Below are 24,679 nucleotides of genomic sequence, written 5' to 3'. Positions count from 1 at the left end.
TGTGACCTGGGCGCGGCTGAAAACCTGTTTCGAGACGAGCCTGGCCGGCCTGACGCAACCGACGCGCTCGGATTGGATCTTTGCCCTGCGCACCGTTTCGGCCGGCATGATCGCGCTTCTCGTCGCCTATGCGCTGAAGCTCGACCATCCGCAATGGGCGATGATGACGGTGTTCATCGTTGCCCAGCCGGTTGCCGGCATGGTGCTGGCGAAAGGCTTCTACCGGCTGCTCGGCACGCTTGCCGGGGGTGTCGCGGCAATCGACATCACCACGGCGTTCGGCACCGGTCCCTGGATTCTGGTGACGGTGCTTGCCGTCTGGATTGGCATCTGCACCTTCGTCTCGTCGCTGCTGCGCAATCCCGAAGCCTATGGCGCCGCCCTTGCCGGCTACACCGCCATGATCATCGGCCTGCCCGCTTTCGGACAACCGCATCTGGTCGTTGACCTAGCGGTCGCGCGTTGCGCCGAGATCGTGCTCGGCATCGTTTGCGCCGGCCTCACCAGCCGGCTGATCCTGCCCAAACTAGCCAGCGACGCCATCATCTCGCGGCTGAAACGCTGCATTCTCGACCTCGCCACCTACGCCGGCGGAGCGTTTTCCGGCGGGGATCGGGCAACGCTGATCGGCCTGCACCGGAAGCTTGTCGCCGACACCCAGACGCTTGGCGAGATGCGCGCCTATGCCAGGCTCGAAGCGCCGAGCTTCGCGCCGCGCGCGCATCCGGTGCGACGCACGATCGGACAACTGCTCTCGGCTCTTTCGGCGGCGCGCGCGCTCTATTCGCATGCCGCTCCGAAAAACGCGGCCCTCATCCCGGTGCGCTCGGAGCTGCAAGCCCTTGTCAGCGAACTGGCAACCAAGCCGGGAGCGCTGGACGATACCTCGCCCTGGTTGGCGCGGCTCGACGCGATCTCAACCAAGGCCCGGCAAATGCCCGATGCCTCGGTCGACCAGGGCGAGGACAGGGTCGGAACCATCACCCGCCTCACCATAGCGGCCGATTTCGCCGAGGCGCTGAAACAGGTGCTTCGTGGCCTGGACGCGCTGCGCGCGCCGGTGACCCGCCGACCAGGTCCTGGCAGCCAGCAGCCGGCCCTGGTGGTGCATCGCGACTATCCCGGTGCCGCGCGCAACGCCATCCGCGCGGCCGTTGCCACGCTGCTGGTCGCGGCTTTCTGGCTGACGACGAAGTGGTCGGAGGCGGCTGGCACCGTCATCCTCGTTGCCGTCGTGTCGAGCCTGTTTGCCGCTCGCCCCGATCCCGTGCAGGTATCCTGGGGTTTCTTCAAGGGAACGCTGCTCGCTTTGCCCTTTGCCTTTCTCGTCGGCCAGATCGCGCTTCCCGCCCTGCCGGGCTTCGGCTGGTTCATGCTGTTCGTCGTGCCGATCATGGTGCCGGCGGCACTCGCCATGGCCAATCCGCGCTATGTCGGCGTGGCGACGGCCTTCGCCATCAATTTCCTGGCCTTCCTCAACCCGCATCAGGCGATGACCTATGATCCCGGCCCCTTCTTCGCCGGTTCGGCATCGATCCTGGTCGGCATCCTGCTGGCGATCGGCGTCTTCATCGTCGTGTTGCCGGCGGATCCATGGCTCGCGGCCGACCGCATCGTGCGGGCCATGCGAGAGGATCTGGCGCGGCTTTGCCTGCATGAGCGCGTGCCGAGGCGTTCGGCCTTCGAGAGCCTCGCTTATGACCGGGTCAATCAGTTGATGCCGCTGGTGCAGAATTCCGGCAGGAAGGGCGAGGCGGTGCTGGGCGGCGGCGTCGCCTCCGTCACGGTCGGCCTAGAAATCCTGCGGCTGCGCCTTGCCAGTCAAAACCACGCCATCCCATCGGAAACGGCGCTTTCAATCGCCAACTTCCTGAGGGGATTGGCGCGCGAGCTGCTTTTCCGTGCCCCTGGCGATCCGCAAACAGCGACCGTCGCCGTCGCCCGGCAGTATGCGGCGGGCATCGCCCAGCGAAACGCCACCGGCGACATGCTGCAAATCGCGGCGTCCCTGCGCATCATCGCCGCGGCGATGGAGGATTTCCCGGATTTCTTCGCGAGGGATAAAACCTAGGCTGCGGCGATCGCCAGCGCGTGGCCGCGCGCGTTCTCGCGCAGGGCATCGAGATGGATCGACTTGACCAGAGCGGCAAGATCGCCTTCGGCGGATTGCCCCCCCAATTCCTTGAGCATCAGCCAGCTGACCTCCTGAACGCCGGCGACGCGCTTGCCGTTGGCAACCTCACGCCAGATCTTCAGGGCGCGCAGGATGACCGCATGCGTGGCGGCAGCCAGGCCGGCACTGCGGAACAGCGCCTGCAGGGCCACGTCGTGCCCGCCGGCCAGCAGCGCCCTCACCCGTGGCTCGGACTGCTGGCTGAGCGCGACCAGCGCCGAGCCAAAGAAATCGACCTTGCCGTGCGCGATGGTGCGGATCAGGAAGCTCGCGGTCAGGTCGCCGCGCAGCCTGAGATGCTCGATCAACGCCGCATGCTCTTCCTGGCGCGTGCCTTCGATCAGCGTCACCGAGGCCTTGACGCAGGCCTCCCGCATGACGCGGTCGGCACGCGCGGCTCCCATCAACGCCATGACCAGCGGCGATGTCTTCAATGTCTCGCCAAGCTTGATGAGCAGCATGTGCCGGCAGTCGGCAGGCAACCTGATATCCGATATCAGGGCCTCGCGCACCAAAGGCAGATGCCCATGGCGCTCCGCCATGCGGCGGAAACTCATCGAAGCAATGGCGGCACCGGTGTTGGCCAGAAGCACGGCGCAGGCCTCCGCCTCGCCGATCTCGGCGATGGCCGCCGACAGCGCCATCGAGACGAGCGGCCGGTCGGCGATCAGTTTCTGCGTTGCCTTCTGGCTCGCCGCCACGCGGTTGATCAGATCGGCGTCGGTGAGCAGCGGCGAGCGCGCCAGCACGACACCGGCGACTTCCGGCTGGTCGGCGGCAAGCACGCTTATGATCTGCAGCGGCGCGTGGTGGCTCATCGAGAGCGCTTCCGCCATCGCCAGGCGCACCTTCGAGGAGGCGTCGTCGAGCAGCAGCGTCAGCGCCGCTTCGGCGGCGCAGCGGTCCTCGAACGGCAATTCGGCATTTACATAGGCCCGGGCCAGCGCATTGGCCGCGGCGGCGCGCTCCGACACCCTGGCCGTGTAGATCCATTTCAGGAAATGCGAAACAACAACCATGCCCGTCTGCTTACGCCCCTAGCCGGAAGGTTTCCGGCCCCGTGAGGACGGTAGGCAGAAATGGTTTACGAACGGTTCACCATGTTCATTAACTGGCTTGCGAGCGCCGGATGCAGCGCCTATCAACCGTCAGACAGCGCAGGAGACGGAAATGGCCGGGCTATATCTCGAGGAGTTTGTTGTCGGCCATGTCTTCCAGCACACGCTGCGCAAGACCGTCACCGAGAGTGACAACATGCTGTTTTCGGTGATGACGCTGAACCCGCAGCCGCTGCACATCGACTTCGATTTCGCCGCCAAGAGCGAATGGGGCAAGCCGCTGGTCAACTCGCTGTTCACGCTCGGCCTGATGATCGGCATCTCGGTCAACGACATCACGGTCGGCACCACGGTCGCCAATCTCGGCATGAAGGAAACCGTGTTTCCGCACCCGGTCTTCCATGGCGACACCATCCGTGTCGAAACATCGGTCGTCTCGGTGCGCGAGTCCAAGTCGAAGCCCGACCGTGGCATCGTCGAATTCGAGCACCGCGCCTACAACCAGCATGGCGATCTGGTCGCCAAATGCACCAGGCAAGCGATGATGCTGAAGAAGGCGGCCTGATGCGCTCGCTGCTGTTCGTTCCCGGCGATTCCGAGCGGAAGCTGGAAAAGGGATTCGGCGCCGGCGCCGACGTGGTCATCGTCGATCTCGAGGATTCCGTGGCGCCGCGGAACAAGGCGCAGGCGCGCGAGATAGCGGCGCGCTTCATCCTCGAACGCAGGGGGCAAACCAACCCGGCGATCTATGTCAGGGTCAATGACCTCTCGACCGGGCTGACGGACGATGATCTTGCCAAGCTCGTTCCGGCAAGGCCGGACGGCATCATGCTGCCAAAATCGAACAGCGGCCAGGATATGCAGCAGCTCGCAGCCAAGCTCAGGGTTCGCGAGGCCGAGAACGATCTGCCCGACGGTTCGATAAAAATCCTGCCGATCATCACCGAAACTCCGGCGGGCCTGCTGGCGGCCGCGACCTATGCCGGCGCAAGCGTGCGGCTTGCCGGCCTGACCTGGGGCGCGGAAGACCTGTCGGCCGCGGTCGGCGCGCGTGCGGCCCGCGACGAGCGCGGCCACTACACCGACCTCTTCCGTCACGCCCGCCTGACAACCATCCTCGCGGCCGGGGCCGCGGAGGTCGCCGCGATCGACACCGTGTTTCCGAATTTTCGCGACATGGCGGCCTTCGCCGTGGAATGCACCGAGGCCGTACGCGACGGCTTCACCGGCAAGATGGCGATCCACCCGGATCAGGTGCCCGTCATCAACACCGCCTTCACGCCCTCGGCCGCGGCGGTGAAACAGTCGGCGGCCATCGTTGCGGCGTTCGAGGCAGCGGGAAATCCCGGCGTCGTCGGCATCGACGGCAAGATGTTCGACCGCCCGCATCTGCGGCTGGCCGAACGGCTTCTGGCGCGCGCAAGGGCGGCCGGTATACACGTCTGACAGCTACTTTTGTTCCCAGCGCGGTCGGCGCATCGAAAAGACCTCGTCGACGCTGGCATAGTCCATATAGCCGAGACGAGCGACATTGCCGGCCTTGGTGATGTCGAACAGGCCATCCTTCAGGAAGGCATCGTCGATGTGCACGCCGATCACTTCACCTGCGACGACGACGGCGCTCGTCGGCGATCCGTCGAGCGCCTTTGGGCGAAACACTTCCGTCACCCGGCATTCGAGCGCCGCGGGTGCCGCCGCCACGCGCGGCGGCCTGACGAGACGCGACGGCGCCATGGCGAGATCGGCATAGACGAACTCGTTGACCCCGCGCGGCGCGGCGACGGACGTGTAATTCATCTTCTCCGCAAGGTCGCGGCTGACCAGATTGGCGACGAACTCGCCGGTTTCCTGCGCGAACGAGGCGCTGTCCTTCTCGCCCTCGGAGGAAAACCAGACGATGAAAGGCCGGGTCGAGACGGCGTTGAAGAAGGAGTATGGCGCGAGATTGACCTCGCCGGCCTTGTTCAGCGTCGATATCCAGCCGATCGGCCTCGGCGCCACGATCGCCTTCGAAGGATCATGCGGCAGTCCGTGCCCCTTGGACGGCTCGTAGAACATCAGTCCGCCCAAGGTCCGGCGTAATCGGCGTAGAGCTTGGCCGGATCGGGCCGTGGCCGCTCCGGCGCCGGACCCGCATAAGAGCCGATATGGATGAAACCAACGACGCGCTCCTGCGGCGCCAGTCCGAGGATCGCCCTGCCCTCCGGCACGTCGGAATACCAGTTGCTGATCATGTTGGTGCCGTAGCCAAGCGCATTGGCAGATATCATCAGATTCAGCGCCGCCATGCCTCCGGACAGGAACATCTCCCATTGCGGGATTTTCGGGTTCTCCCTGGGAATTGACACGACACCGATCACCAGCGGCGCGCGCGAGAACCGCGCCAGTTCCTGGTTGCGGCGGCCTTCCGTCAACGGTCCTTCACGTTGTTCAGCCAGCGCCGCCAGTTGTCTGCCGATCTCGATGCGGGCCTCGCCGCGATAGAGGATGAAGCGCCAGGGTTCAAGCCGTCCATGGTCGGGCACGCGTGTGGCGGCGGCAATCATCGTGGCGATATCGGCGTCGCTGGGCGCAGGCTCCTTGAGATCGGGAATCGGCGCTGAATTTCGGGTCAGCAGGAAGTCGATGATCGGCGACGCCATGGGCGCAAGTCTCCTGGACATTCTGTTTTGAGCTGAAGCGCACCATCGGGAATTCGGGCGGCTCGGGCAAAGGCGCGCTAGCGCCGGGCTGAAGAGTCACGGATCGGACTCTTAAGCCTTGAAATTGCCACCGCCATGGGCTTCAACGCAAGGCATGTTTGAGGGGCGACTGCGTCTTTTCCTGGTCCGGCTCTGCGCCGCGCTGTTCCTGCTGCCGGTCTCCATGGCTGTCGCGCAGGAAAAGGATGGCGTTGGCGACCTGAAACTTCCCGGAATTTCGAGCTATGCGACGCCCAAGAGCGGGACCCCGCTGGCGCTTGGCGGCGGTGGCGCCATCACCCTGTCGGCCCAGTTGACCGACAAGGGCACCGACATCACCCGCGGTCTCGTCTGGCGCGTCTTCAAGCCTGAAGCCGTCAACGGCAAATTGCCGATGGTCGCCTCCGCGCATGGCGGCAGCGCCGTCTTTCAGCTCGAACCCGGCAGCTATCTGGTCCACGCCTCTTATGGCCGCGCCGGCGCCACCAAACGCATCACCGTCGGCAAGGAAGCCAAGCGAGAAAGCCTGGTGCTCGATGCCGGCGGCCTGAAGCTCGACGCGGTCCTGTCCGGCGGCGTGCGCATTCCGCCGAAAAAACTGCGCTTCTCGATCTATGAGGGCACCGCCGAGGCCAATGGCGACCGCGCACTGATCATTCCCGATGTCGAACCCAATAGCGTCGTGCGACTCAATGCCGGCATCTACCACGTCGTCTCAACCTACGGCGCGGTCAATGCCGTCATCCGCTCCGACATCCGCGTCGAGGCCGGCAAGCTGACCGAAGCCACCGTCGAGCATCACGCGGCCGAAATCACGATGAAGCTGGTGCGCGAAGCGGGTGGCGAAGCGATCGCCGACACATCCTGGTCACTGCTCAACGAATCCGGCGATCCGATCAAGGAAACCGTCGGCGCTTTCGCCTCGATGGTGCTTGCGGAAGGCGACTACACCATCATCGCCAAGAACCGCGACCGGATCTATCAGAAGGATTTCACGGTCGTGGGCGGGCAGAACCAGGAAATCGAGGTTCTCGCCACCGAAGCAGCGGCCATGGATCCGGAAGAAGGCGCGGACTAAAGCAATTCCAGCAAAGGTGCGAAGCGGTTTGGCGTCCGGAATTGCGTAAAAGCAAAGAGACGGCGCATTGGAGGCGATCTCGTTTTCGCCGGAGATACTCCTTTAGGCCGCCAGTTTCGTTCGAGCCGGCAGGAAAGGAATGCGCCGACGCGGCAGCTCTGGCGCCAGGTCGAACACGCCGCGATAAAGGCGATCGAGCAACGCTTTGCGGTCGCGCAAAGGCTCCAGTTCGCTCCAGCTGAGTACATCGCCGACGCGCACCTCGATCGCCTTGCCGGACAACCGCGCGAATTCACGGATGAGCAGCGAGGTGCGCAAGGTCAGCGAGGCCTTGCCGACGAATTTGGCCACACGCCCGTCGCGCTCGGCCATGTTCATCGGCCCGCTGACCAGATGGAAAAGCCTGCCGTTCTGCCCGGAGAAATGCATGGGAATGACCGATGCCTTGGCTTCCTGGACGAGACGGGCCGGAAACATCTTCCATGGCAGGTCGCGCGCGCGGCCAAAACCCTTTGGCGCGGTGGCGACGCCGCCGGCCGGAAACACCACGATGGTGACACCTTCCTTGAGCAGCCGCACCGCTTCATGGCGCACCGCCATGTTGTTCTTCACCGCTTCCTTGGTCTCGGAAAAGTCGATTGGCAGCGAATAGGAACCCATCTCGCGAATCCTGAGCAGATCCTTGTGGATCATCACTCGAAAAGGTCGCCCGAGTTGCTCTGCCAGTGACAGCACGGCGATGCCGTCGCCAATGCCGAAGGGATGGTTGGCAATGATCACCAGCGGCGTGTCGGGCAATTGCGCGGGCGGCCATTGGTCGGGCGTTCGCACGCCTACATCGATGAGGTCCAGCATGCGGCTGAACACACGCTCACCGGTCGGCACAACCTGATGGCGCCAGAATTCATAGAGCGCTGCGAACCGGTCGCGGCCCGAAAGGCCTTCCACCGAATGAATGAACCAGCGCGCCAGAGCCGGCTGGTGCGGGTTGGCATAGGAAAGCTCGGGAAATGGTCGTTCGCGCGATTTCAGCTTGAGCATAGCGTTTCGGTACAACATCGCCGTGACAGGGATATGAAAATGGCGGTGGATCGCTCCACCGCCATTCGATCGAAAACAGTCCGAATCAAGCAGCGCGCTTGCGTCGGCGATCAGGTGTGACCGCTTCTTCGGTCAGCCGTTCGATCGCTTCGGCAAGGCCAAGCGATTCCTGGTCGCGCGAACCGAGCCGGCGGATATTGACGGTCTGCTCCTCCGCCTCGCGCTTGCCGCAGACGAGGATGACCGGCACCTTGGCCAGGCTGTGCTCACGGACCTTGTAGTTGATCTTCTCGTTGCGCAGATCGGCTTCCGCCAACAGCCCGGCGGCTTTCAGCTTCGCCACGACCTCGTTCGCATAGCTGTCGGCGTCCGACGTGATGGTCGCCACCACCACCTGCAGCGGTGCGAACCACAGCGGGAAATGGCCGGAATAGTTCTCGATCAGGATGCCGAGGAACCGCTCCATCGAGCCGCAGATGGCGCGATGCACCATGACAGGCTGCTTCTTCTCGGAATCCGAGCCGATGTAGAAGGCGCCAAAACGCTCCGGCAGGTTGAAGTCGACCTGCGTCGTGCCGCATTGCCATTCGCGGCCGATCGCATCCTTCAGCACATATTCGAACTTCGGCCCGTAGAAGGCGCCCTCGCCCGGATTGATCGAGGTCTTGATCCGATTGCCGGAGCGCGTCCTGATCGTTTCCAGCACGCTGCCCATGATCGCCTCGGCATGATCCCATGCCTCGTCGGTGCCGACGCGCTTGTCCGGCCGCGTCGACAGCTTGACGCTGATTTCGTCGAAACCGAAATCGGCGTAGGTCGACAGGATCAGGTCGTTGATGCGCAAGCACTCGGAAGCCAGCTGTTCCTCGGTGCAGAAGATATGCGCATCGTCCTGCGTGAAGCCGCGCACGCGCATCAGCCCGTGCAGCGCGCCCGATGGCTCGTAGCGATGCACATTGCCGAATTCCGCAAGCTTTACGGGTAGATCTCGGTATGACTTCAACCCATGCTTGAAAATCTGCACGTGACCCGGGCAGTTCATCGGCTTCAGCGCGAAGACGCGGTCATCGTCGGTTTCATCGCCCGCGACCGTCACCTTGAACATGGCGTCGCGGTACCAGCCCCAGTGGCCCGACGTCTCCCACAGGCTCTTGTCGAGTACCTGCGGCGCATTGACCTCCTGATAGCCCTGCTCGTCGAGGCGTCGACGCATGTAGTTGACCAGGTTCTGGAACATCTTCCAGCCCTTGGCGTGCCAGAAAACCACGCCCGGCCCCTCTTCCTGAAAATGGAACAGGTCCATTTCGCGGCCAAGCTTGCGGTGGTCGCGCTTCTCGGCCTCCTCCAGCATCGTCTGGTAGCCTTCGAGCTGCGCCTGGTCGGCCCAGGCCGTGCCATAGATGCGTGTCAGCATCGGGTTGTTCGAATCGCCGCGCCAATAGGCGCCGGCCACCTTCATCAGCTTGAAGGCGTTGCCGATCTGGCCGGTCGAGGCCATGTGCGGACCACGGCAAAGGTCGAACCAGTCGCCCTGCGCATAGATCTTGAGATCCTGATCCTCGGGAATGGCGTCGATCAGTTCGAGCTTGTAGCGCTCGCCCTTGTCGGCAAAGACCTTTTTTGCCCTGTCGCGCGACCAGACCTCTTTGGTGAACGGCTTGTTGCGCGCGATGATCTCGCGCATCTTCTTCTCGATCACCGGGAAATCGTCCGGGGTGAACGGCTCGTTGCGGGCAAAGTCGTAATAGAATCCGTTCTCGATCACCGGCCCGATGGTCACCTGCGTGCCCGGCCACAATTCCTGCACGGCTTCTGCCAGCACATGCGCGGTGTCATGGCGGATGAGTTCCAGCGCACGCGGGTCTTCGCGGGTGATGATCTCGACCTTGCCGGATTTGCCCACGGGATCACTGAGGTCGCGCACGGTGCCGTCGATGGCATAGGCCACGGCCTTCTTGGCCAGCGACTTGGAGATCGACTCGGCCAAGCCCGCACCGGTCATCGCCGCGTCGTAGTCGCGGACGGAACCATCGGGAAATGTCAGGGAAACGGAATTCAGCATATGGTTCTCCTATCCAGTCCCGCAAACGAGCGCGGGTGGTTGAAATGCATGTCGCCCAAAAATGTATGGCGGTCCTGGATTACGACATGCACAAGATAAAGCCGGAAGCGCCAATCACATGGACAAACGGCAGCGCGCGGGTTTTAGAGGCAGTGCCGGGCCAGGTAAAGAGTGCTGACTGGCCCGGCCGTCAGGAAATGTCGGCAGAGATGTCGCAGACACGTCGCCCAGGCTTGCGCACATCCCCGCAATCGTCTGGAATTGTGGATATGGAAAACGCAACACCCAGCCGAACCGCCCTTGGCGTCGCCCGCATGAGGGCTCTGCATCAATTTTCACCGCAGGCAGGGTTGTTTCGCGATGCCTACGCGATCGCGATTCTGGGTGAAGCCGCTCCCGCGGCGCAGGAGCTTGAGCAGGAAGACGAGCGCCGCCTGCGCATGCGCCTGTTCGTAGCAGCGCGCGCCCGCTTCGCCGAGGACTGGCTGGCGGCGGCAGTGCGTCGCGGTGTCCGCCAACTCGTCGTACTTGGCGCCGGCCTCGATACGTTTTCGCTGCGCAATCCGTATCCGGACCTCAGCGTGTTCGAAGTCGATCACCCGGCCACGCAAGCCTGGAAACGCAAATGCATTGCCGATAGCGGTCTTGCCGAGCCAGCCGCCACCAGATTCGTGCCGGTCGATTTCGAGCGGCAAAACCTGTCTGCGGAACTGGCCGAGGCCGGTTTGCAGTCGACCGCGCCGGCCTTCTTCATCTGGCTGGGGGTCGTACCCTACCTGACGAAGGAAGCGATCTTCAACACATTGTCCTGGATCGCCGGTATCCCCGGCTCGGAGGTCGTGTTCGACTACAGCGAGCCGACCGAGAACCGCGATGCGGCGGGACAGGCGGCCCAGGCCTTCCATGCGGCGCGCGTCGCGTCTGTCGGGGAGCCTTGGATAAGCTTCTTTGTTCCGGCAGAGCTGGCGAAATCCCTGACCGAACTCGGCTTCGACGAGATCGAAGATCTCAAGAGCGGCGATATCGCCGCTCGCTTTTCCGGAGCACCGAAGGCAATGACGAGCAATTCCGGCGGCCACATCATCCGCGCCCGCCGAAGCGCTTAAGCAAATCCAGGAAAAGCGTGCTGCGGTTTTCCCGGGAGAAGCGCGTAGCGCTTCCCCTTGGGAATTGTGTGGAAATCAAACTCATTTCACCAGCTGCGGCAGGTCCTTCAGGAACGCGGCCCGTGTCGCCAACCCCTTCGGCATGTCGGTCCGCTTCGCATCGACGACGAGCCGGGCGAACACGATCTGGCGGCCGTCTTTCCGCGCCCAGCCGACAAACCAGCCGAGCGAGCGCTTGTCCTTGCCGCCCTCGCCGAGCCTGGTGCTGCCGGTCTTGCCCTGAACGGCCCAATCGCCGGCCTTGAAGCTCGGTATGATAGCCCGTGTCATTTCATGCGCCTTGGCCGACACTGGCATAGTGCCGGCGAGCAGTTGCCGCAGGAAGGCGACCTGTTCGACCGGCGTGATCTCGAGCGAGGAGTTCACCCAGGAATGGGTCAGTCCGTCATCCATGCCGGGTTTGCCGGAAACGTCGCCGTTGCCGTAGTTGAGCTTCGATACGTAGCCGGCAAACTTCTCGGCTCCAAGCCTGCGGGTGATCTCGCGTGAGAACCAGATGATGGAATCACGTTCCCAGATCGTCGGATCGACGGTTTTCTGGTCGCGCTTCACCGCCTTGAACTCAGGCTTGTAGTCCCATGCCGGAGTGTGTTGATCGGTGAGGATGCCTGCGTCGTAGCCGATCAGCGAAAGCGGCACCTTGAACGTCGATGCCGGGCTGAAGCGCTGGTCGCAGGTACCGTCCTGGTAAAGCGTCTTGCCGCTCTGGGCGTCGGCGATGAGCGTGCAGTGCACAGCCGCGAGCGGCGCCGATTGAGCGCGCATCGGAAACCCCAACAGCCAGGCAAGCAGGAACAGGATTCCGGCAAAGATGAAGGGAAGACGGTCGATGTTGCGCATGGGATGCTCGCTCCAGGAGGGGTTCGCGAGCGGGCTTAGCGAGGGCTCTTGTCTCGATTTTGTCTCAAATGCGCAGTTGTTGTGCAGGCTTGCGTTAACCCTACCGGATCGTAAACCGGCGCGGCTGGCGCCGCGTGAGCAGCTTCCTCATCCCTGCGCTTCGCCTCGCTTACGGCCGATCCCCCAGTACCGCCATGGCATGAACCAGGCATAACGGGGCGCCAGAACCTCCGGCACGAGGTCGATGCCGTGCGTGCCGAATGGACCGCAGCGCAGCACGCGGAACAACCCCATCCAGCCACCGGCCCAAAGACCATGACGGGCGATTGCCTCATGCGCATATTCCGAACAGGTCGGCAGATGCCGGCAGGAATTGCCGACAAAGCCGGACAGCGTCAGTTGGTAAAGCCGCACGAGCGAGGTGCCGAGCACGCGGCCGGGCGTCTTGCGCCAAGGGCCGGGCCAATTGCGCCCGCGCCTCGACGCTCCGGCTGTATGCGCATGCCCGTGCTGGTCGCCCACTGCGATCTCCGCGTTTCCAGCTGATAGATGTGCGCTTGCGCCGGAGAACGCAATCCCGCTCGCCCCGCCGTCACGGGCGGTAACGGCGAAATGGCTGCCGGTCGACCGGAGGTGCCCACCGGCCAGGGTGGTGGGGCCACTCTTCGTGATGCCTTGCATCGCGTCTTTCGTCACGCCATTGAAACGTCGCGATCCGCATGACATCGCCAAGGATGTTCAGAAACTGGACCATGGCCGTGTCTCCTTTGACCGGATTAGACCGCTGCTGGCCTTCGCCTTCAAACGAGTATAATTTCCCCTTCGGATAATCCTGGGTTATGCGAAAATGAAGCGTGGACGCCTGCCTCTGACGGCATTGAGGAGCTTCGAGGCGGCTGGGCGGCATTTGAGCTTCAGCAAGGCCGCCGAGGAGCTTTTCGTCTCGCAGGCGGCGATCAGCCGGCAGATCCGCGAACTCGAAACCTTCCTGCGCCAACCGCTTTTCGAACGGCACCATCGCCGCGTCGAACTGACGGATGCGGGCCGCCGGCTGCTTGCTCAACTGGTGAGGAGTTTCGATGCGATTGACCGCCTGGTCGGCGATCTGGCCGCCAGCCCGGCCCAGTTCGTGGTTCGCGTCAGCGTCGAACCTTCGCTCGCAGCGGTGTGGCTGGTGCCGAGGCTCAACCGGTTCCGGCAGTTGCGGCCCGACATCGACGTTTCCCTCGAAGTCGACCCAAGGCTGATCGAGTTCCGCAGCGACCAGCCCGAACTTGCCTTGCGTTTCAGCTCACGCTCGACGTCATGGCCCCGTAGCGAGGCCGAACGGCTGGCTTCAACAGTCGATTCGCCGGTTCTGTCGCCGGCGCTGCTTTCATCGGGCCCAACCCTCGAGAAGCCGGCCGATCTTGCTCGCTTCACGCTTTTGCACGAGGAAAACCGCCAGGGTTGGGCGCGCTGGTTCGAGGCGGCGGGCGTGCCTGCCGATGCGGTGCCCGCGCGCGGGCCGATGCTTGCGGACGCCTCGCTCTCGAAGCAGGCCGCGCTGCTTGGACATGGGGTGGCGCTGGGCGATATCCTGCAGATTGGCGAAGAATTGGCGACCGGGGCACTGGTCAAGCCGTTCGACATCGATGTCGCGTCCGGCGCTTATTGGCTGGTGGCCAGGAGTTTGCACGATCTCTCCGAACCGGCCGCGGCCTTCGCCGAATGGCTGAGGGGCGAGTTTGCCGACAGCAGGAAGGCGGTGAAAGCGCCGGACTGAGACGCTGCCTGGCAAGAATCCGCTACTTTGCTTTGTATTTTTCGAGACGTTTATCGAGGTCGTTGACGTTCACGGGAGGATGTAACGCCGCTGGGTCGTCTGCCGGGTTGAACGTGACGACGATGTCGCGCCACAAATCATAGTGGGCGGCGTAGGATGCCAGCCCGGGAAACGGCGCGCAGCGTGTGATTGCCCGAATGGCGGCTTCGGCAACCTTATCCCGTGGCGGTGTCACGGGGCCGACGATTTTTGGCGGGCCGGCGAGCGATCCGTCCTTGTTCAGGCTGATCCGAACGCGTGCAATGCTTGTGGGCATGCTCCAACAGGCTTGGATAGCCTTCATGAGATAGTCGCCGATATCGCGCTGGACCGCTGGTTCCGCCCCGCACGAGCCGCCGCTCGACACAAGTGAAGCCGCAAGAATGCCGGCGAACATGAGGTTATTGCATGAATGACCGGCTGTGCCCTGGCTGGACCCGCCCGCCGCCGTAAGGCCAAAGCCCACGCTCAGGCCGCTTCGTCGGCGCGCTTCTTTTCGATCTGGCCGATCGCGTCGACCACCGCGTCGAAGGTCAGCATGGTGGACGCATGGCGCGCCTTGTAGTCGCGCACCGGCTCCAAATAGCTGAGGTCGGCGAAGCGGCCTTCCGGCGGCGCGCCGTTTTCCTTCAGCATCTTGAGCATGGTTTCGCGCACCGCCCGCAATTCCTCGGCGCTGGCACCGACGACATGTTGCGCCATGATCGAGGACGATGCCTGGCCGAGCGCGCAGGCCTTCACGTCGTGGGCGAAGTCGGTAACCACGCCGTCCTCCATCTTGAGGTCGACGGTAACGGTCGAACCGCACAGCTTGGAATGCGCCTTCGCGGTCGCGTCTGGATGATCGAGCCGGCCGATGCGGGCGATGTTTCCGGCAAAACCGAGAATTTTCGCGTTGTAGACGTCGTTGATCATTATTTTCCAATCCGTCGCCGCCAAGCGAACAGCGATTGCCGTTGTTGCGTCTTTCATTCGCTCGGCACGACCATATATAATGCTGGCAGTCCGGTATCGACAAGGCGGCGAACGCCACCGTCCTTGCCGGGAAGTTCACGCCGCTTACGGGGCTGGAAACGGGGCGAGTTTCCGACACCGAAAGGTCGTGGTCCGTTCAACTCGTTCCTCCTGAGAGAGGAACTACGGGAGACGCCTTTTATGGATGCCGTCATCAAGAAGCTCATGCCCCAGTCCGCCTACATGGAAAAGCCGGTCACCGACCGCCCGAGCGAAGCCGAAGTCGAGGCTGCCGTGCACACCTTGCTACGTTGGACCGGCGACAATCCGGATCGCGAGGGTTTGATCGACACCCCCAAGCGCGTGGCCAAGGCCTACCGTGAAATGTTCGGCGGCTACGACATGTGCCCGGCGGACGAGCTCGGCCGCACCTTCGAGGAGGTCGCCGGCTACGATGACCTGGTCATCGTCAAGGACATCCAGTTCCATTCGCATTGCGAGCATCACATGGTGCCGATCATCGGCAAGGCGCATGTCGGCTATCTGCCCGACGGCAAGGTGGTCGGCCTGTCGAAGATCGCCCGCGTCGTCGATATCTTCGCCCATCGCCTGCAGACGCAGGAAGCGTTGACCGCGCAGATTGCCGGTGTCATCCAGGACGTACTCAACCCGCGCGGCGTCGCCGTCATGATCGAGGCCGAGCACATGTGCATGGCCATGCGCGGCATCCGCAAGCAGGGCTCAACCACGCTGACCTCAACCTTCACCGGCGTCTTCAAGGATACGCCTGAAGAGCAGGTTCGTTTTGTCACCATGGTGCGCGGCGGCGGGGCGTGAGCCCCTTGCCGACGTCACGGTCAACAGGAAAATAGACCTGATATGTCGGCACTGGAATTCCCGAAAGCTCCGTCAGACAAGAAGACCCTGGAAGAAGGCGCGGTGTTCTCGCCGCGCTTCGACGCCAACGGCCTGGTCACCGTCGTCGTCAGCGATGCCGCCGACGGCATGCTGCTGATGGTCGCGCATATGAATGCGCAAGCGCTGGCACTGACGCTGGAGACAGGCATCGCCCACTACTGGTCGCGCTCGCGCAACACGCTCTGGAAGAAGGGCGAAACCTCTGGCAATTTCCAGCATGTCGTCGAGATGCTCACGGATTGTGACCAGGATGCGTTGTGGTTGCGCGTGAAAGTGTTGGGCCACGACGCAACTTGTCACACTGGCCGACGTTCATGCTTTTATCGGACGGTGGGGCTGATCGACGGCAAGGGGACGCTTGCCGACGACGGCAGCAAGCCGCTGTTCGATGCGGAAAACACGTATCGGAAGCCATCAGCTTGAACCTTCTGCCTCACATCAACCACACAGATTCATCATTTCGATACGGCCCATCCGTATATTAGCTTTGGGACAAGGGAGATCATGATGCTCGAATGGGCGTCATTGCGTAGCAGACCAGACGTCAGGGAGGCCAACGGCCTGTCCTCGACCGGCGGCGCATCCGAAACAAAATCCCTCAAGAAAACAGGTATTTCGCTGGCGCTCGGCGGCGGTTGCGCCAGAGGCTGGGCGCATATCGGCGTGCTGCGCGCGCTCGATGAAGCCGGCATCGAAGTTTCGATGATTGCCGGTACCTCGATCGGTGCTCTGGTCGGCGGCTGTTATCTTGCCGGCAAACTGGATGAGCTGGAAGAGTTCGCCCGCAGCCTCACCAGACGGCGCATCTTCGGCCTGCTCGATCTCAACCTGCGCGGCAGCGGCCTCTTCGGCGGCATGAAACTGGACGCGCGCCTGCGCGAGCACGTGGCCGGTATCCGCTTCGACGATCTGCCAAAGCCGTTTGTCTGCGTCGCATCGGAAATCCGCACCGGCCACGAGATCTGGCTGTCGAGCGGTTCGCTGATCACCGCCATGCGCGCATCCTACGCACTGCCCGGCGTGTTCGAGCCGGTCGATTGCAACGGTCGTGTGCTGGTCGACGGCGCGCTGGTCAATCCGGTGCCCGTTTCGGTCTGCCGCGCCTACGAGCAGCCGCTCGTCGTGGCGGTCAACCTGCACTACGACCTGTTCGGCCGCGCCGCCGTGATCAAGCACAGTGCCGGCGAACTGGTTATCGAAAAGGACGCCCCAAGGCCCGGCCAGGTCAACGCCCAGCACCAATCGCACCAGACGCGTCTGGGCATCACCGGCGTGATGGTCGAAGCCTTCAACATCATCCAGGACCGCATTTCGCGCGCCAGGCTTGCCGGGGATCCGCCCGACATGTCGCTGCAGCCCAAGCTCAGCCATATCGGCCTGACCGAATTCCACCGGGCCGACGAAGCGATCCAGCTCGGTTACCAGGCGACGATGGCGCAGATCGGCGAACTGACGCGGCTGCAGACGGTTCTCGCCTAGATCATCTAACTCTATTCGCTTGCGCACAAACTGATTGCAAGATGCAATTGGTCATGGTGATCTGCGCCAATTGAAGCGGAGGTGCCGATGGCCAGGATTGTCTATTCCATGCTGACGTCGTTGGACGGCTACATCGCCCGATCGGACGAGGACATCGGCTTGCCGGTACCCGAAGCAGAGCTGCACCAGCATTTCAACGACATGATGAGACAGGCCTCCGCCGTGCTCGCGGGACGGCGCATGTACGAGACCATGCGCTTCTGGGACAACCCTGAGCGCGAGACCGGCGCCACCGAGGTCGAGCGGGATTTTGCCCGTGCATGGCGGGAGACGCCGAAGATCGTCTTCTCGACCACGCTTCAGCAAGTCGGGGCCAATGCCCGGCTGGTGGATGACGATGCCGAGAACACGGTAAAGTCTCTCAAGGCACGGGCCGATGGCCTCGTCATCCTCGGCGGCGCCGATCTTGCGGCGTCCCTGGCACGAGCCGGTCTCATTGATGAATACCGGCTCTACATGAATCCTGTGGTGGTGGGTGGCGGCAAGCCATACTTCCAATTTTGTCGCTGACGCTGAAACCGCTCGGCACGGAAAGTCTTACCCAGGGCGTGACGTTGCTGCGTTATGCACCGGCCAGCTGAATTGCCAGGTTTCCGCCGCGCGGCTATGCCCGCGCAGCATCGATGATGCGAAACTGCACCGTGCGGTTGCCGTTCCAGTGATTGCCCGACAGCGAGCCGGCGACATGCACGGTCTTGCCTCGGTTCTTGAACAGGAATTCGCCGAGCACGGTGTCGACGGCGCGAAAGGCGATCGCCTGGATGCGGCCGCCGCTCTCCGACTGCAAATCAGCCCGAATATGGTTGGTGCCGACCGGCCTGATATCGACCAGCCGATGGCGCGGCAGCACGAAAACCGGCGCGACATGCCCGGCGCCGAAAGGGCCTGCCTTTTCCAGCGCGTCGAGCAGGCCGAGCGTCGCGCCTTCCGCGGCAAGCGCGCCGTCGATCGCCAGGCTTTCCTCATCCTGCAACCGGAAAACGTCGGCAGCCGCGCGCTCCTCGAAGAAGGCCCTGAGTTCGCCCAGCCTTGCGCGCTCGACGGTGATGCCGGCGGCCATGCCATGGCCGCCGCCCTTGACGATGAGCCCGGCAATGGCCGCCTCGCGTACCAGCCGGCCAAGATCGAAACCCGACACCGAACGGCCCGAACCGGTACCGATGCCCACAGCGTTGAAGGCGATGGCGAAAGCCGGCCGGCGCGCATGATCCTTCAATCGCGAGGCCAGCAGGCCGACAATGCCGGGATGCCAGTTGTTGCTGGCGGTGACGACGATCGCCGGGCCGCTACCGCCCGCCAGCTCGGCATCGGCCTCGGCGCGCGCGGCGGCAAGCATCTCCTGCTCCATCAGCTGCCGCTCCTGGTTCAGCCGGTCGAGCGTCTCGGCGATGGTCTGCGCCTCGACCGGATCGTCCGTTGCAAGCAGCCGGCTGCCGAGCGCCGCATCGCCGATGCGTCCGCCCGCATTGATGCGCGGGCCGATCAGATAGGCGAGATGGAAGGTGCTGATCGGCTCGCCGATGCGCGACACCCGCGCAAGGGCAGCCATCCCTTCATTCTTCTGCTGCCGCGCCATTTGCAGGCCCTTGACGACGAAGGCGCGATTGACGCCGGTGAGCGGCACCACGTCGCAGACGGTCGCAAGCGCCACGAGATCGAGCAGGGAAAGCAGGTCCGGCGGCGCGGCGTCGGTCATCGCGCGCAGCACCTTCGCAGTCTGCACCAGAGCGAGAAAGACCACGCCGGCGGCACAGAGATGGCCCTGCCCGGAAAGGTCGTCGTCGCGATTGGGATTGACGACGGCATGCGCCGCCGGTAGCGCGCCGCCAACCTGGTGGTGGTCCAGCACCACGACATCGGCGCCCGCCTCCTTGGCTGCCTCGACGGAAGCGGCGCTGTTGGTGCCGCAATCGACGGTGACGATCAGCGTCGCGCCGCGCGAGACCAGTTCGCGCATGGCATCGGGATTGGGACCGTAGCCTTCGAAAATACGATCCGGGATATAGATTTCCGACGGCACCGAGAAATGCGCGAGAAACCGCTTCAGCAAGGCCGACGAGGCCGCGCCATCGACGTCGTAGTCACCGAAGATCGCTATTTTTTCCCGGGCCACGACGGCGGCGGCGATGCGGATGGCGGCCTTGTCCATGTCGGTCAATGAGGCCGGGTTCGGCAACAGGTCGCGGATCGTCGGGTCGAGAAACCGCTCGGTCTCATCAGCGGTCACGCCGCGTCCGGCAAGAACGCGCGCGACGATGTCCGGCACGCCATGGCCTTGCGCGATGGCGAGCGCGATCATGTCCTGCCGTTCGGTCAGCCGGTGCTCCCAGGAGAGACCCGTAGCCGACTGCCTGACATCGAGGAAGAGGCGCCTTTCGCCTGTCATGCGCTTTGCCAACTCATGGTTGGCCGCAGAATAATGCATGTCGCCAAAAAGTGTGCAGCGGTTTTGGGATAACCACATGCACAAACAACACCCGAAAGCGCGTCGCGTTAACGCGACGCGCTTTAGGGCCAAAGGCCGGCAAAGCCAAGCGGTTCGCGGCAGTAGGCGTCGCAGAAGAATTCAAGAACAACTACGCTTTCCGCTTTTCAGCCTGTCGTCGGCTGCATCTCCCTTCGTCTTTTCCCGACCGTCCTTGAGCCAGGCCATGAAGGGTCGATCGAACCTGAACGTGACGCCGCATTCACGGGTGAGAAAGCGGCGCGCGTTCTGGGTGTTGCGATAGGATTTTGTGATGGGAGTGGCACGCAGGATCGGATCCGCGTGCCAGTCAAACGCCTTCATCGTCAATCCTTGCGCGGCCAGGTTCAGATGCCGCCAATGGCTAACAACTGCGACCCGGCTCCGCAAGCAGGTCTAGAACTTATCCAGATCCTGGTGCCGGGCCTTGATCTCCCGCACGGTGCGCGACGAGGAGCGCAGCACGATCGTATGCGTGGTGATGTAGGTGCGGCCGAACCTGACGCCGGCCAGCATGTTGCCGTCGGTGACGCCGGTGGCCGCGAACAGCACGTCGCCGCGCGCCATGTCCTCGGCCCGATAAACCCGCTTCGGATCGGCAATGCCCATCTTTGCCGCACGGGCGATCTTCTCCGGCGTATCGAGGATCAGCCTGCCTTGCATCTGGGCGCCGGTGCAGCGCAGCGCGGCCGCGGCCAGAACGCCTTCCGGCGCGCCTCCGGTACCGAGATAGATGTCGATGCCGGTTTCTTCCGGGTCGGTGGTGTGAATGACGCCGGCGACGTCGCCGTCGCCGATCAGGCGGATCGCGGCGCCGGTGGCACGCACGGCGTCGATCAGCTTGGCGTGGCGCGGCCGGTCGAGGATGCAGGCCGTGATGTCGGATACGGCGGCGCCCTTCGCCCGGGCGACACTGGCGATGTTGTCGGCCGGCGATGCATCGATGTCGATGACGCCTTCTGCATAGCCAGGGCCGATCGCGATCTTGTCCATGTAGACGTCGGGTGCGAACAGCAGGCTGCCCTTCTCGGCGATCGCGATCACGGCGAGCGCGTTCGGCAGGTTCTTGGCGCAAATCGTCGTGCCTTCGAGCGGATCAAGCGCGATATCGACCGCCGGGCCTTTGCCGGTACCGACCTCTTCGCCGATATAGAGCATCGGCGCCTCGTCCCGCTCGCCCTCGCCGATCACCACCGTGCCCTTGATGGCAAGGCGGTTGAGCTCCTCGCGCATGGCGTCGACTGCGACCTGGTCGGCAGCCTTTTCGTCGCCGCGGCCGCGCAGCCTGGCGGCCGCGACGGCGGCTCGTTCGGTGACGCGCACCAGTTCCATGGTGAGTATCCGGTCAAGGCCGGCGACGATATTCTGGGCCACATTCATTTCGGCAAATCCTCGTTTGACGGCGCCTCCCGCCGGAGGCGCGCCTGTTTTGTCAAACGAGCATGACAACGGCAAGACCTGCCGGGAGTTTTATCGAAAGGATAGCAATATCAATCGATTGAACCTTATTCTTGAAACAATGCCGGCCCGGTTCGAGACGAAACGGGCCGGCAGGAAACAGGAAGTTGCCGCCCTTGGTTGCCTAGAAAACCGCGAGGTATTTGAGCAGCGAAATAATGCCGATGATGATGACGATGATCTGCACGATCTGCCTCATCCTGGCGTCGAGCGGCAGCCGCTGCACCAGATAGAGAACGAGAATGATGACGAGAAACGTGATCAGGATGCCGATCAACACGGACGAAGCCATGGTGCCCTCCTTCAATGATGTCCTGAAAAGAAACGAGCCGGCATAGCCGGCTCAATACCGACGCGCTCAGTACCAGCGGCGCGACGTGTCGTTCATCGACTGGCCGACGGCGATCCCGGCCAGAAAGCCGAGCAGGCCGATAAGGCCAACCACGGCGGTCGTCGTGCCCGGATTTTCGCGCGCGACGTCCGAAACCGCCTGGGCCTGGCTGCGCAACTGTTGTGCCGTCCGCGAGGCACGCGAAGCGGCTGTCTCGTAGAAATCCGATGCCTGTTCGCTGGCATCATCGAGCATTTCCGCGCTGCGCGCCGAAATGCTCTTGTTGATCTTGGTGATCTCCTTGCGCAGGTCTGCGATCTGCTTTTCCAGCGTCTTCTGGATGTCGCCGATGTCAGGGCTGTCGGATTTGTTGGTATCGGCCATGAAGCGGCTCCCTTGGTTGCTGACCAAGAGAACGGCGCCGACGCCAATTCGTTCCGGGATATCCTCATCGAACCGAAATGCGCCGGCAGTGGTTATGCCCAGAGATTCCGGGGGCCTGCTACCCTGCCCGCTCGATGCGGATGACCTGCGGCTTGTCGGTCAGATGGCCGTCCTTGGTGATGCCGTCGACGGCCTTGCGCACGGCGGCCTCGGTGGTCTCGTGGGTGACGAGGATCACTGTCTTCTGCGCCGCCGCCTCGCCGCTGACCGCATGCTGGACGATCGATTCCAGCGAAATATCATTGTCGGCCATACGCTTTGCGATCGCCGCGAACACGCCGATGCGGTCATGCACGGTCAGCCGGATGAAGTAGCCGCCGGCATGGCTGCGCATCTGCGCCTTCCTGTAGGGTTTCAACTCCTTCGCCGGCCGACCGAAGACAGGACCATGCTGGAAGCCGGGCCGGCTCTTGGCGATGTCGGCGACGTCGCCGATGACCGCCGAGGCGGTGGCATTGCCGCCGGCGCCGGGGCCGGAGAGCAGCAACTCGCCCAGAATATCGGTCTCGATGGCCACCGCATTGGTGACGCCGTGCACCTGCGCGATGACGGAAGCCGTCGGCACCATGGTCGGATGGACGCGCTGCTCGATGCCGCTCTCTGTGCGCTGGGCGACGCCGAGCAGCTTGATCCGGTAGCCGAGATCGCCTGCCGCACGGATGTCGGCCTGGGTAATGTTGGAAATGCCTTCCATGTAGATGTCGTTCGCCGCGATCCTGGTGCCGAAGGCTAGGCTGGTCAGAATCGACAGCTTGTGCGCGGTGTCATGGCCCTCGATGTCGAAGGTCGGATCGGCTTCGGCATAGCCCAGCCGCTGCGCGTCCTTCAGCACGACGTCGAAGGAGACGCCCTCGGCCTCCATGCGGGTCAGGATATAGTTGCAGGTGCCGTTGAGAATGCCGAACACACGGTTGACCGAGTTGCCGGCCATCGCTTCACGCATCGTCTTAATGACGGGAATGCCACCGGCTACAGCGGCCTCGTAGTTGAGCAGCACGCCCTTCTTCTCGGCGATTTCGGCAAGCGCCACGCCATGCTTGGCAAGCAGCGCCTTGTTGGCGGTGACGACATGACGGCCGGCTTCGAGCGCGGCTTTCACCGAGGCCCGCGCCGGCCCCTCATCGCCGCCGATCAGCTCGACGAAAACGTCGAGCTCGGCGGTCTGCGCCATCTTAACCGGATCGTCGAACCAGTTCGCGGCGCTTAGATCGATGCCACGGTCGCGTTTCCGGTCGCGCGCCGAAACCGCCGACACGATGATGTCGCGCCCGCATTGGCGGGTCAGTTCCGTCGCCTTGTCGCGCAACACGCGCGCCACCGATGCGCCGACCGTGCCGAGTCCGGCAATTCCAACACGCAGTGCTTCAGCCATGGAAGGCGACGCCCCTCAAATCAGATCGAATTTGTATTTACCGGTGGGCGGAAAGCGGCACCACATTGTTGGGCTGCTTGGCGCTGGTCGACAGGAAGCGCTTGATGTTGCGCGCCGCCTGGCGGATCCGGTGCTCGTTCTCGACTAGCGCCACGCGCACGAAATCATCGCCATGCTCGCCGAAACCGACACCGGGCGCCACCGCCACATCGGCGTGTTCGATGAGCAGCTTGGAGAATTCGAGCGAGCCGAGATGACGGAACGGCTCCGGGATCGGCGCCCAGGCGAACATCGAAGCCGCTGGTGCGGGAACGGTCCATCCGGCGCGGCCGAAGGCATCGACCATCACGTCGCGGCGCTTGTGATAGATGTCACGCACCTCGGCGATATCGGCGCCGTCGCCATTGAGCGCGTGCGCGGCCGCCACCTGGATCGGCGTGAAGGCACCGTAATCGAGATAGGATTTGACCCGGGTCAGCGCCGAGATCAGCCGCTCATTGCCGACGGCGAAGCCCATGCGCCAACCGGGCATGGAGAAGGTCTTCGACATCGAGGTGAACTCGACGCAGACGTCCATGGCGCCCGGCACCTGCAGCACGGAAGGCGGCGGATTGCCGTCGAAGTAGATTTCCGAATAGGCAAGGTCGGACAGGATGATGATGTCGTTCTTCTTGGCGAAGGCCACCACGTCCTTGTAGAAATCGAGCGAGGCCACCAGCGCCGTCGGGTTCGACGGATAGTTGAGGATCAGCGCCAGCGGCTTCGGGATCGAATGGCGGACGCCGCGCTCGAGCGCCGGGATGAAGCCGTCATCGGGCTCGACCTGCAGCGAACGGATGACGCCGCCCGACATGATGAAGCCGAAGGCGTGTATCGGATAGGTCGGATTGGGGCACAGGATCACGTCGCCGGGCGCGGTGATCGCCTGCGCCATGTTGGCGAAGCCTTCCTTCGAGCCAAGCGTGGCCACCACCTGGGTGTCGGGGTTGAGCTTCACGCCGAAGCGGCGGGCATAGTAGTTTGCCTGGGCGCGGCGCAGGCCGGGAATGCCGCGCGATGAGGAATAGCGGTGCGTGCGCGGATCGCGCACGACCTCGCATAATTTGTCGACGATGGCCTTGGGCGTCGGCAGGTCCGGATTGCCCATGCCGAGGTCGACGATGTCGGCGCCGCGCGAACGGGCGCTGGCCTTGAGCCGGTTGACCTGCTCGAACACATAAGGCGGAAGCCGGCGGACCTTGTGAAATTCTTCCATGGCAGTTCCAGACAGCAAAGGGAGCCCCGGATATGTTAGGG

At 63.5% G+C, this 24,679-nt stretch carries 26 protein-coding genes; 10 read left to right on the top strand and 16 right to left on the bottom strand.

What is annotated here, in order from left to right:
* The first annotated feature begins 1 nt into the window (after nucleotide 1).
* Nucleotides 2–2,071 (top strand): FUSC family protein, encoded by a 2,070-nt coding sequence (locus EN850_RS19220; RefSeq protein WP_136092032.1) that lies wholly within the window; start codon nucleotides 2–4, stop codon nucleotides 2,069–2,071.
* Here the strand turns inward: EN850_RS19220 and EN850_RS19215 are convergent.
* Nucleotides 2,068–3,192, bottom strand: a complete 1,125-nt coding sequence (locus EN850_RS19215) for a DUF2336 domain-containing protein (RefSeq protein ID WP_136092031.1) — start codon at nucleotides 3,190–3,192, stop codon at nucleotides 2,068–2,070. The genes EN850_RS19220 and EN850_RS19215 overlap by 4 nt on opposite strands.
* 151 nt (nucleotides 3,193–3,343) lie before the next feature.
* Here EN850_RS19215 and EN850_RS19210 point away from each other — a divergent pair, with 151 nt between their 5' ends.
* Both EN850_RS19210 and EN850_RS19205 read left to right on the top strand, forming a co-directional pair.
* Complete coding sequence (locus EN850_RS19210; RefSeq protein WP_056572267.1) at nucleotides 3,344–3,796, top strand: MaoC family dehydratase; 453 nt, start codon at nucleotides 3,344–3,346, stop codon at nucleotides 3,794–3,796.
* The gene (locus EN850_RS19205) at nucleotides 3,796–4,677 is read left to right on the top strand and encodes a CoA ester lyase (protein ID WP_135880658.1); all 882 of its coding nucleotides are present in this window, start codon (nucleotides 3,796–3,798) and stop codon (nucleotides 4,675–4,677) included. Before EN850_RS19210 ends, EN850_RS19205 begins: the two co-directional genes overlap by 1 nt.
* 3 nt (nucleotides 4,678–4,680) lie before the next feature.
* Here the strand turns inward: EN850_RS19205 and EN850_RS19200 are convergent, their stop codons facing one another.
* Nucleotides 4,681–5,289 carry a flavin reductase family protein gene (locus EN850_RS19200; RefSeq protein WP_127277448.1) on the bottom strand — a complete coding sequence of 203 codons (609 nt, stop codon included), beginning with the start codon at nucleotides 5,287–5,289 and terminating at the stop codon, nucleotides 4,681–4,683.
* Nucleotides 5,289–5,873 (bottom strand): nitroreductase, encoded by a 585-nt coding sequence (locus EN850_RS19195; protein WP_127277445.1) that lies wholly within the window; start codon nucleotides 5,871–5,873, stop codon nucleotides 5,289–5,291. Before EN850_RS19195 ends, EN850_RS19200 begins: the two co-directional genes overlap by 1 nt.
* Nucleotides 5,874–6,027: 154 nt before the next feature.
* Here EN850_RS19195 and EN850_RS19190 point away from each other — a divergent pair, with 154 nt between their 5' ends.
* Complete coding sequence (locus tag EN850_RS19190) at nucleotides 6,028–6,990, top strand: hypothetical protein (protein ID WP_127277443.1); 963 nt, start codon at nucleotides 6,028–6,030, stop codon at nucleotides 6,988–6,990.
* Nucleotides 6,991–7,092: 102 nt separating this feature from the next.
* Here the strand turns inward: EN850_RS19190 and EN850_RS19185 are convergent, their stop codons facing one another.
* Both EN850_RS19185 and thrS read right to left on the bottom strand, forming a co-directional pair.
* A complete protein-coding gene (locus EN850_RS19185; protein ID WP_136092030.1) occupies nucleotides 7,093–8,031 on the bottom strand; it encodes a GNAT family N-acetyltransferase in 939 nt (312 codons plus the stop codon).
* Nucleotides 8,032–8,116: 85 nt separating this feature from the next.
* Nucleotides 8,117–10,093 (bottom strand): threonine--tRNA ligase, encoded by a 1,977-nt coding sequence (gene thrS, locus EN850_RS19180; protein WP_135864357.1) that lies wholly within the window; start codon nucleotides 10,091–10,093, stop codon nucleotides 8,117–8,119.
* A gap of 86 nt (nucleotides 10,094–10,179) precedes the next feature.
* Between thrS and EN850_RS19175 the strand changes: the two genes are divergently transcribed.
* Complete coding sequence (locus EN850_RS19175) at nucleotides 10,180–11,199, top strand: SAM-dependent methyltransferase (RefSeq protein WP_246689251.1); 1,020 nt, start codon at nucleotides 10,180–10,182, stop codon at nucleotides 11,197–11,199.
* An 81-nt stretch (nucleotides 11,200–11,280) separates the two neighbouring features.
* Here the strand turns inward: EN850_RS19175 and blaOXA are convergent, their stop codons facing one another.
* Both blaOXA and yidD read right to left on the bottom strand, forming a co-directional pair.
* A complete protein-coding gene (gene blaOXA, locus EN850_RS19170; protein ID WP_136092029.1) occupies nucleotides 11,281–12,099 on the bottom strand; it encodes a class D beta-lactamase in 819 nt (272 codons plus the stop codon).
* Between the two features lie 147 nt (nucleotides 12,100–12,246).
* Nucleotides 12,247–12,621 (bottom strand): membrane protein insertion efficiency factor YidD, encoded by a 375-nt coding sequence (yidD, locus tag EN850_RS19165; protein WP_127872627.1) that lies wholly within the window; start codon nucleotides 12,619–12,621, stop codon nucleotides 12,247–12,249.
* 325 nt (nucleotides 12,622–12,946) lie between these two features.
* On the opposite strand from yidD, the gene EN850_RS19160 reads away from it, so the two are divergent.
* Nucleotides 12,947–13,864, top strand: a complete 918-nt coding sequence (locus EN850_RS19160) for a LysR substrate-binding domain-containing protein (protein WP_136092028.1) — start codon at nucleotides 12,947–12,949, stop codon at nucleotides 13,862–13,864.
* Nucleotides 13,865–13,886: 22 nt separating this feature from the next.
* Here EN850_RS19160 and EN850_RS19155 read toward each other — a convergent pair whose 3' ends face one another.
* Both EN850_RS19155 and EN850_RS19150 read right to left on the bottom strand, forming a co-directional pair.
* On the bottom strand, nucleotides 13,887–14,300 hold the full coding sequence (locus tag EN850_RS19155; RefSeq protein ID WP_136092027.1) for a cell envelope integrity protein TolA: 414 nt from the start codon (nucleotides 14,298–14,300) through the stop codon (nucleotides 13,887–13,889).
* A 71-nt stretch (nucleotides 14,301–14,371) separates the two neighbouring features.
* A complete protein-coding gene (locus tag EN850_RS19150; protein WP_127277427.1) occupies nucleotides 14,372–14,818 on the bottom strand; it encodes an iron-sulfur cluster assembly scaffold protein in 447 nt (148 codons plus the stop codon).
* Between the two features lie 240 nt (nucleotides 14,819–15,058).
* Between EN850_RS19150 and folE the strand changes: the two genes are divergently transcribed.
* From folE to EN850_RS19130, 4 genes are all read left to right on the top strand, one after another.
* Nucleotides 15,059–15,694 carry a GTP cyclohydrolase I FolE gene (gene folE / locus EN850_RS19145; protein ID WP_127277424.1) on the top strand — a complete coding sequence of 212 codons (636 nt, stop codon included), beginning with the start codon at nucleotides 15,059–15,061 and terminating at the stop codon, nucleotides 15,692–15,694.
* 42 nt (nucleotides 15,695–15,736) lie between these two features.
* Nucleotides 15,737–16,198, top strand: a complete 462-nt coding sequence (hisI, locus tag EN850_RS19140) for a phosphoribosyl-AMP cyclohydrolase (RefSeq protein WP_127277422.1) — start codon at nucleotides 15,737–15,739, stop codon at nucleotides 16,196–16,198.
* An 84-nt stretch (nucleotides 16,199–16,282) separates the two neighbouring features.
* Nucleotides 16,283–17,254 carry a patatin family protein gene (locus EN850_RS19135; RefSeq protein WP_136092026.1) on the top strand — a complete coding sequence of 324 codons (972 nt, stop codon included), beginning with the start codon at nucleotides 16,283–16,285 and terminating at the stop codon, nucleotides 17,252–17,254.
* Between the two features lie 87 nt (nucleotides 17,255–17,341).
* Entirely contained in the window at nucleotides 17,342–17,824 is a 483-nt protein-coding gene (locus tag EN850_RS19130; RefSeq protein ID WP_246689250.1) for a dihydrofolate reductase family protein, read from the top strand.
* Nucleotides 17,825–17,918: 94 nt separating this feature from the next.
* Here the strand turns inward: EN850_RS19130 and recJ are convergent, their stop codons facing one another.
* The 7 genes from recJ to EN850_RS19095 all read right to left on the bottom strand — a co-directional run bounded on the left by recJ (nucleotide 17,919) and on the right by EN850_RS19095 (nucleotide 24,638).
* Nucleotides 17,919–19,700, bottom strand: a complete 1,782-nt coding sequence (recJ, locus tag EN850_RS19125) for a single-stranded-DNA-specific exonuclease RecJ (protein WP_135864349.1) — start codon at nucleotides 19,698–19,700, stop codon at nucleotides 17,919–17,921.
* A gap of 180 nt (nucleotides 19,701–19,880) precedes the next feature.
* Nucleotides 19,881–20,102 (bottom strand): DUF6434 domain-containing protein, encoded by a 222-nt coding sequence (locus EN850_RS19120; protein WP_127872633.1) that lies wholly within the window; start codon nucleotides 20,100–20,102, stop codon nucleotides 19,881–19,883.
* A 72-nt stretch (nucleotides 20,103–20,174) separates the two neighbouring features.
* Nucleotides 20,175–21,158 (bottom strand): class II fructose-bisphosphatase, encoded by a 984-nt coding sequence (glpX, locus tag EN850_RS19115; protein WP_136092025.1) that lies wholly within the window; start codon nucleotides 21,156–21,158, stop codon nucleotides 20,175–20,177.
* 202 nt (nucleotides 21,159–21,360) lie between these two features.
* Entirely contained in the window at nucleotides 21,361–21,528 is a 168-nt protein-coding gene (locus EN850_RS19110; RefSeq protein ID WP_081295122.1) for a Thivi_2564 family membrane protein, read from the bottom strand.
* A 66-nt stretch (nucleotides 21,529–21,594) separates the two neighbouring features.
* Nucleotides 21,595–21,951 carry a hypothetical protein gene (locus EN850_RS19105; RefSeq protein ID WP_127280821.1) on the bottom strand — a complete coding sequence of 119 codons (357 nt, stop codon included), beginning with the start codon at nucleotides 21,949–21,951 and terminating at the stop codon, nucleotides 21,595–21,597.
* A gap of 118 nt (nucleotides 21,952–22,069) precedes the next feature.
* Complete coding sequence (locus tag EN850_RS19100; protein ID WP_127280820.1) at nucleotides 22,070–23,383, bottom strand: homoserine dehydrogenase; 1,314 nt, start codon at nucleotides 23,381–23,383, stop codon at nucleotides 22,070–22,072.
* A gap of 37 nt (nucleotides 23,384–23,420) precedes the next feature.
* The gene (locus tag EN850_RS19095; RefSeq protein WP_127872635.1) at nucleotides 23,421–24,638 is read right to left on the bottom strand and encodes an LL-diaminopimelate aminotransferase; all 1,218 of its coding nucleotides are present in this window, start codon (nucleotides 24,636–24,638) and stop codon (nucleotides 23,421–23,423) included.
* Nucleotides 24,639–24,679: the final 41 nt, after the last annotated feature.

It is taken from the genome of Mesorhizobium sp. M8A.F.Ca.ET.207.01.1.1 (genome assembly GCF_004794715.1).
GTDB lineage: Bacteria > Pseudomonadota > Alphaproteobacteria > Rhizobiales > Rhizobiaceae > Mesorhizobium.
The sequence above is the reverse complement of the archived record's forward strand: the minus strand, read 5'-3'. Positions and strand labels throughout refer to the sequence as shown.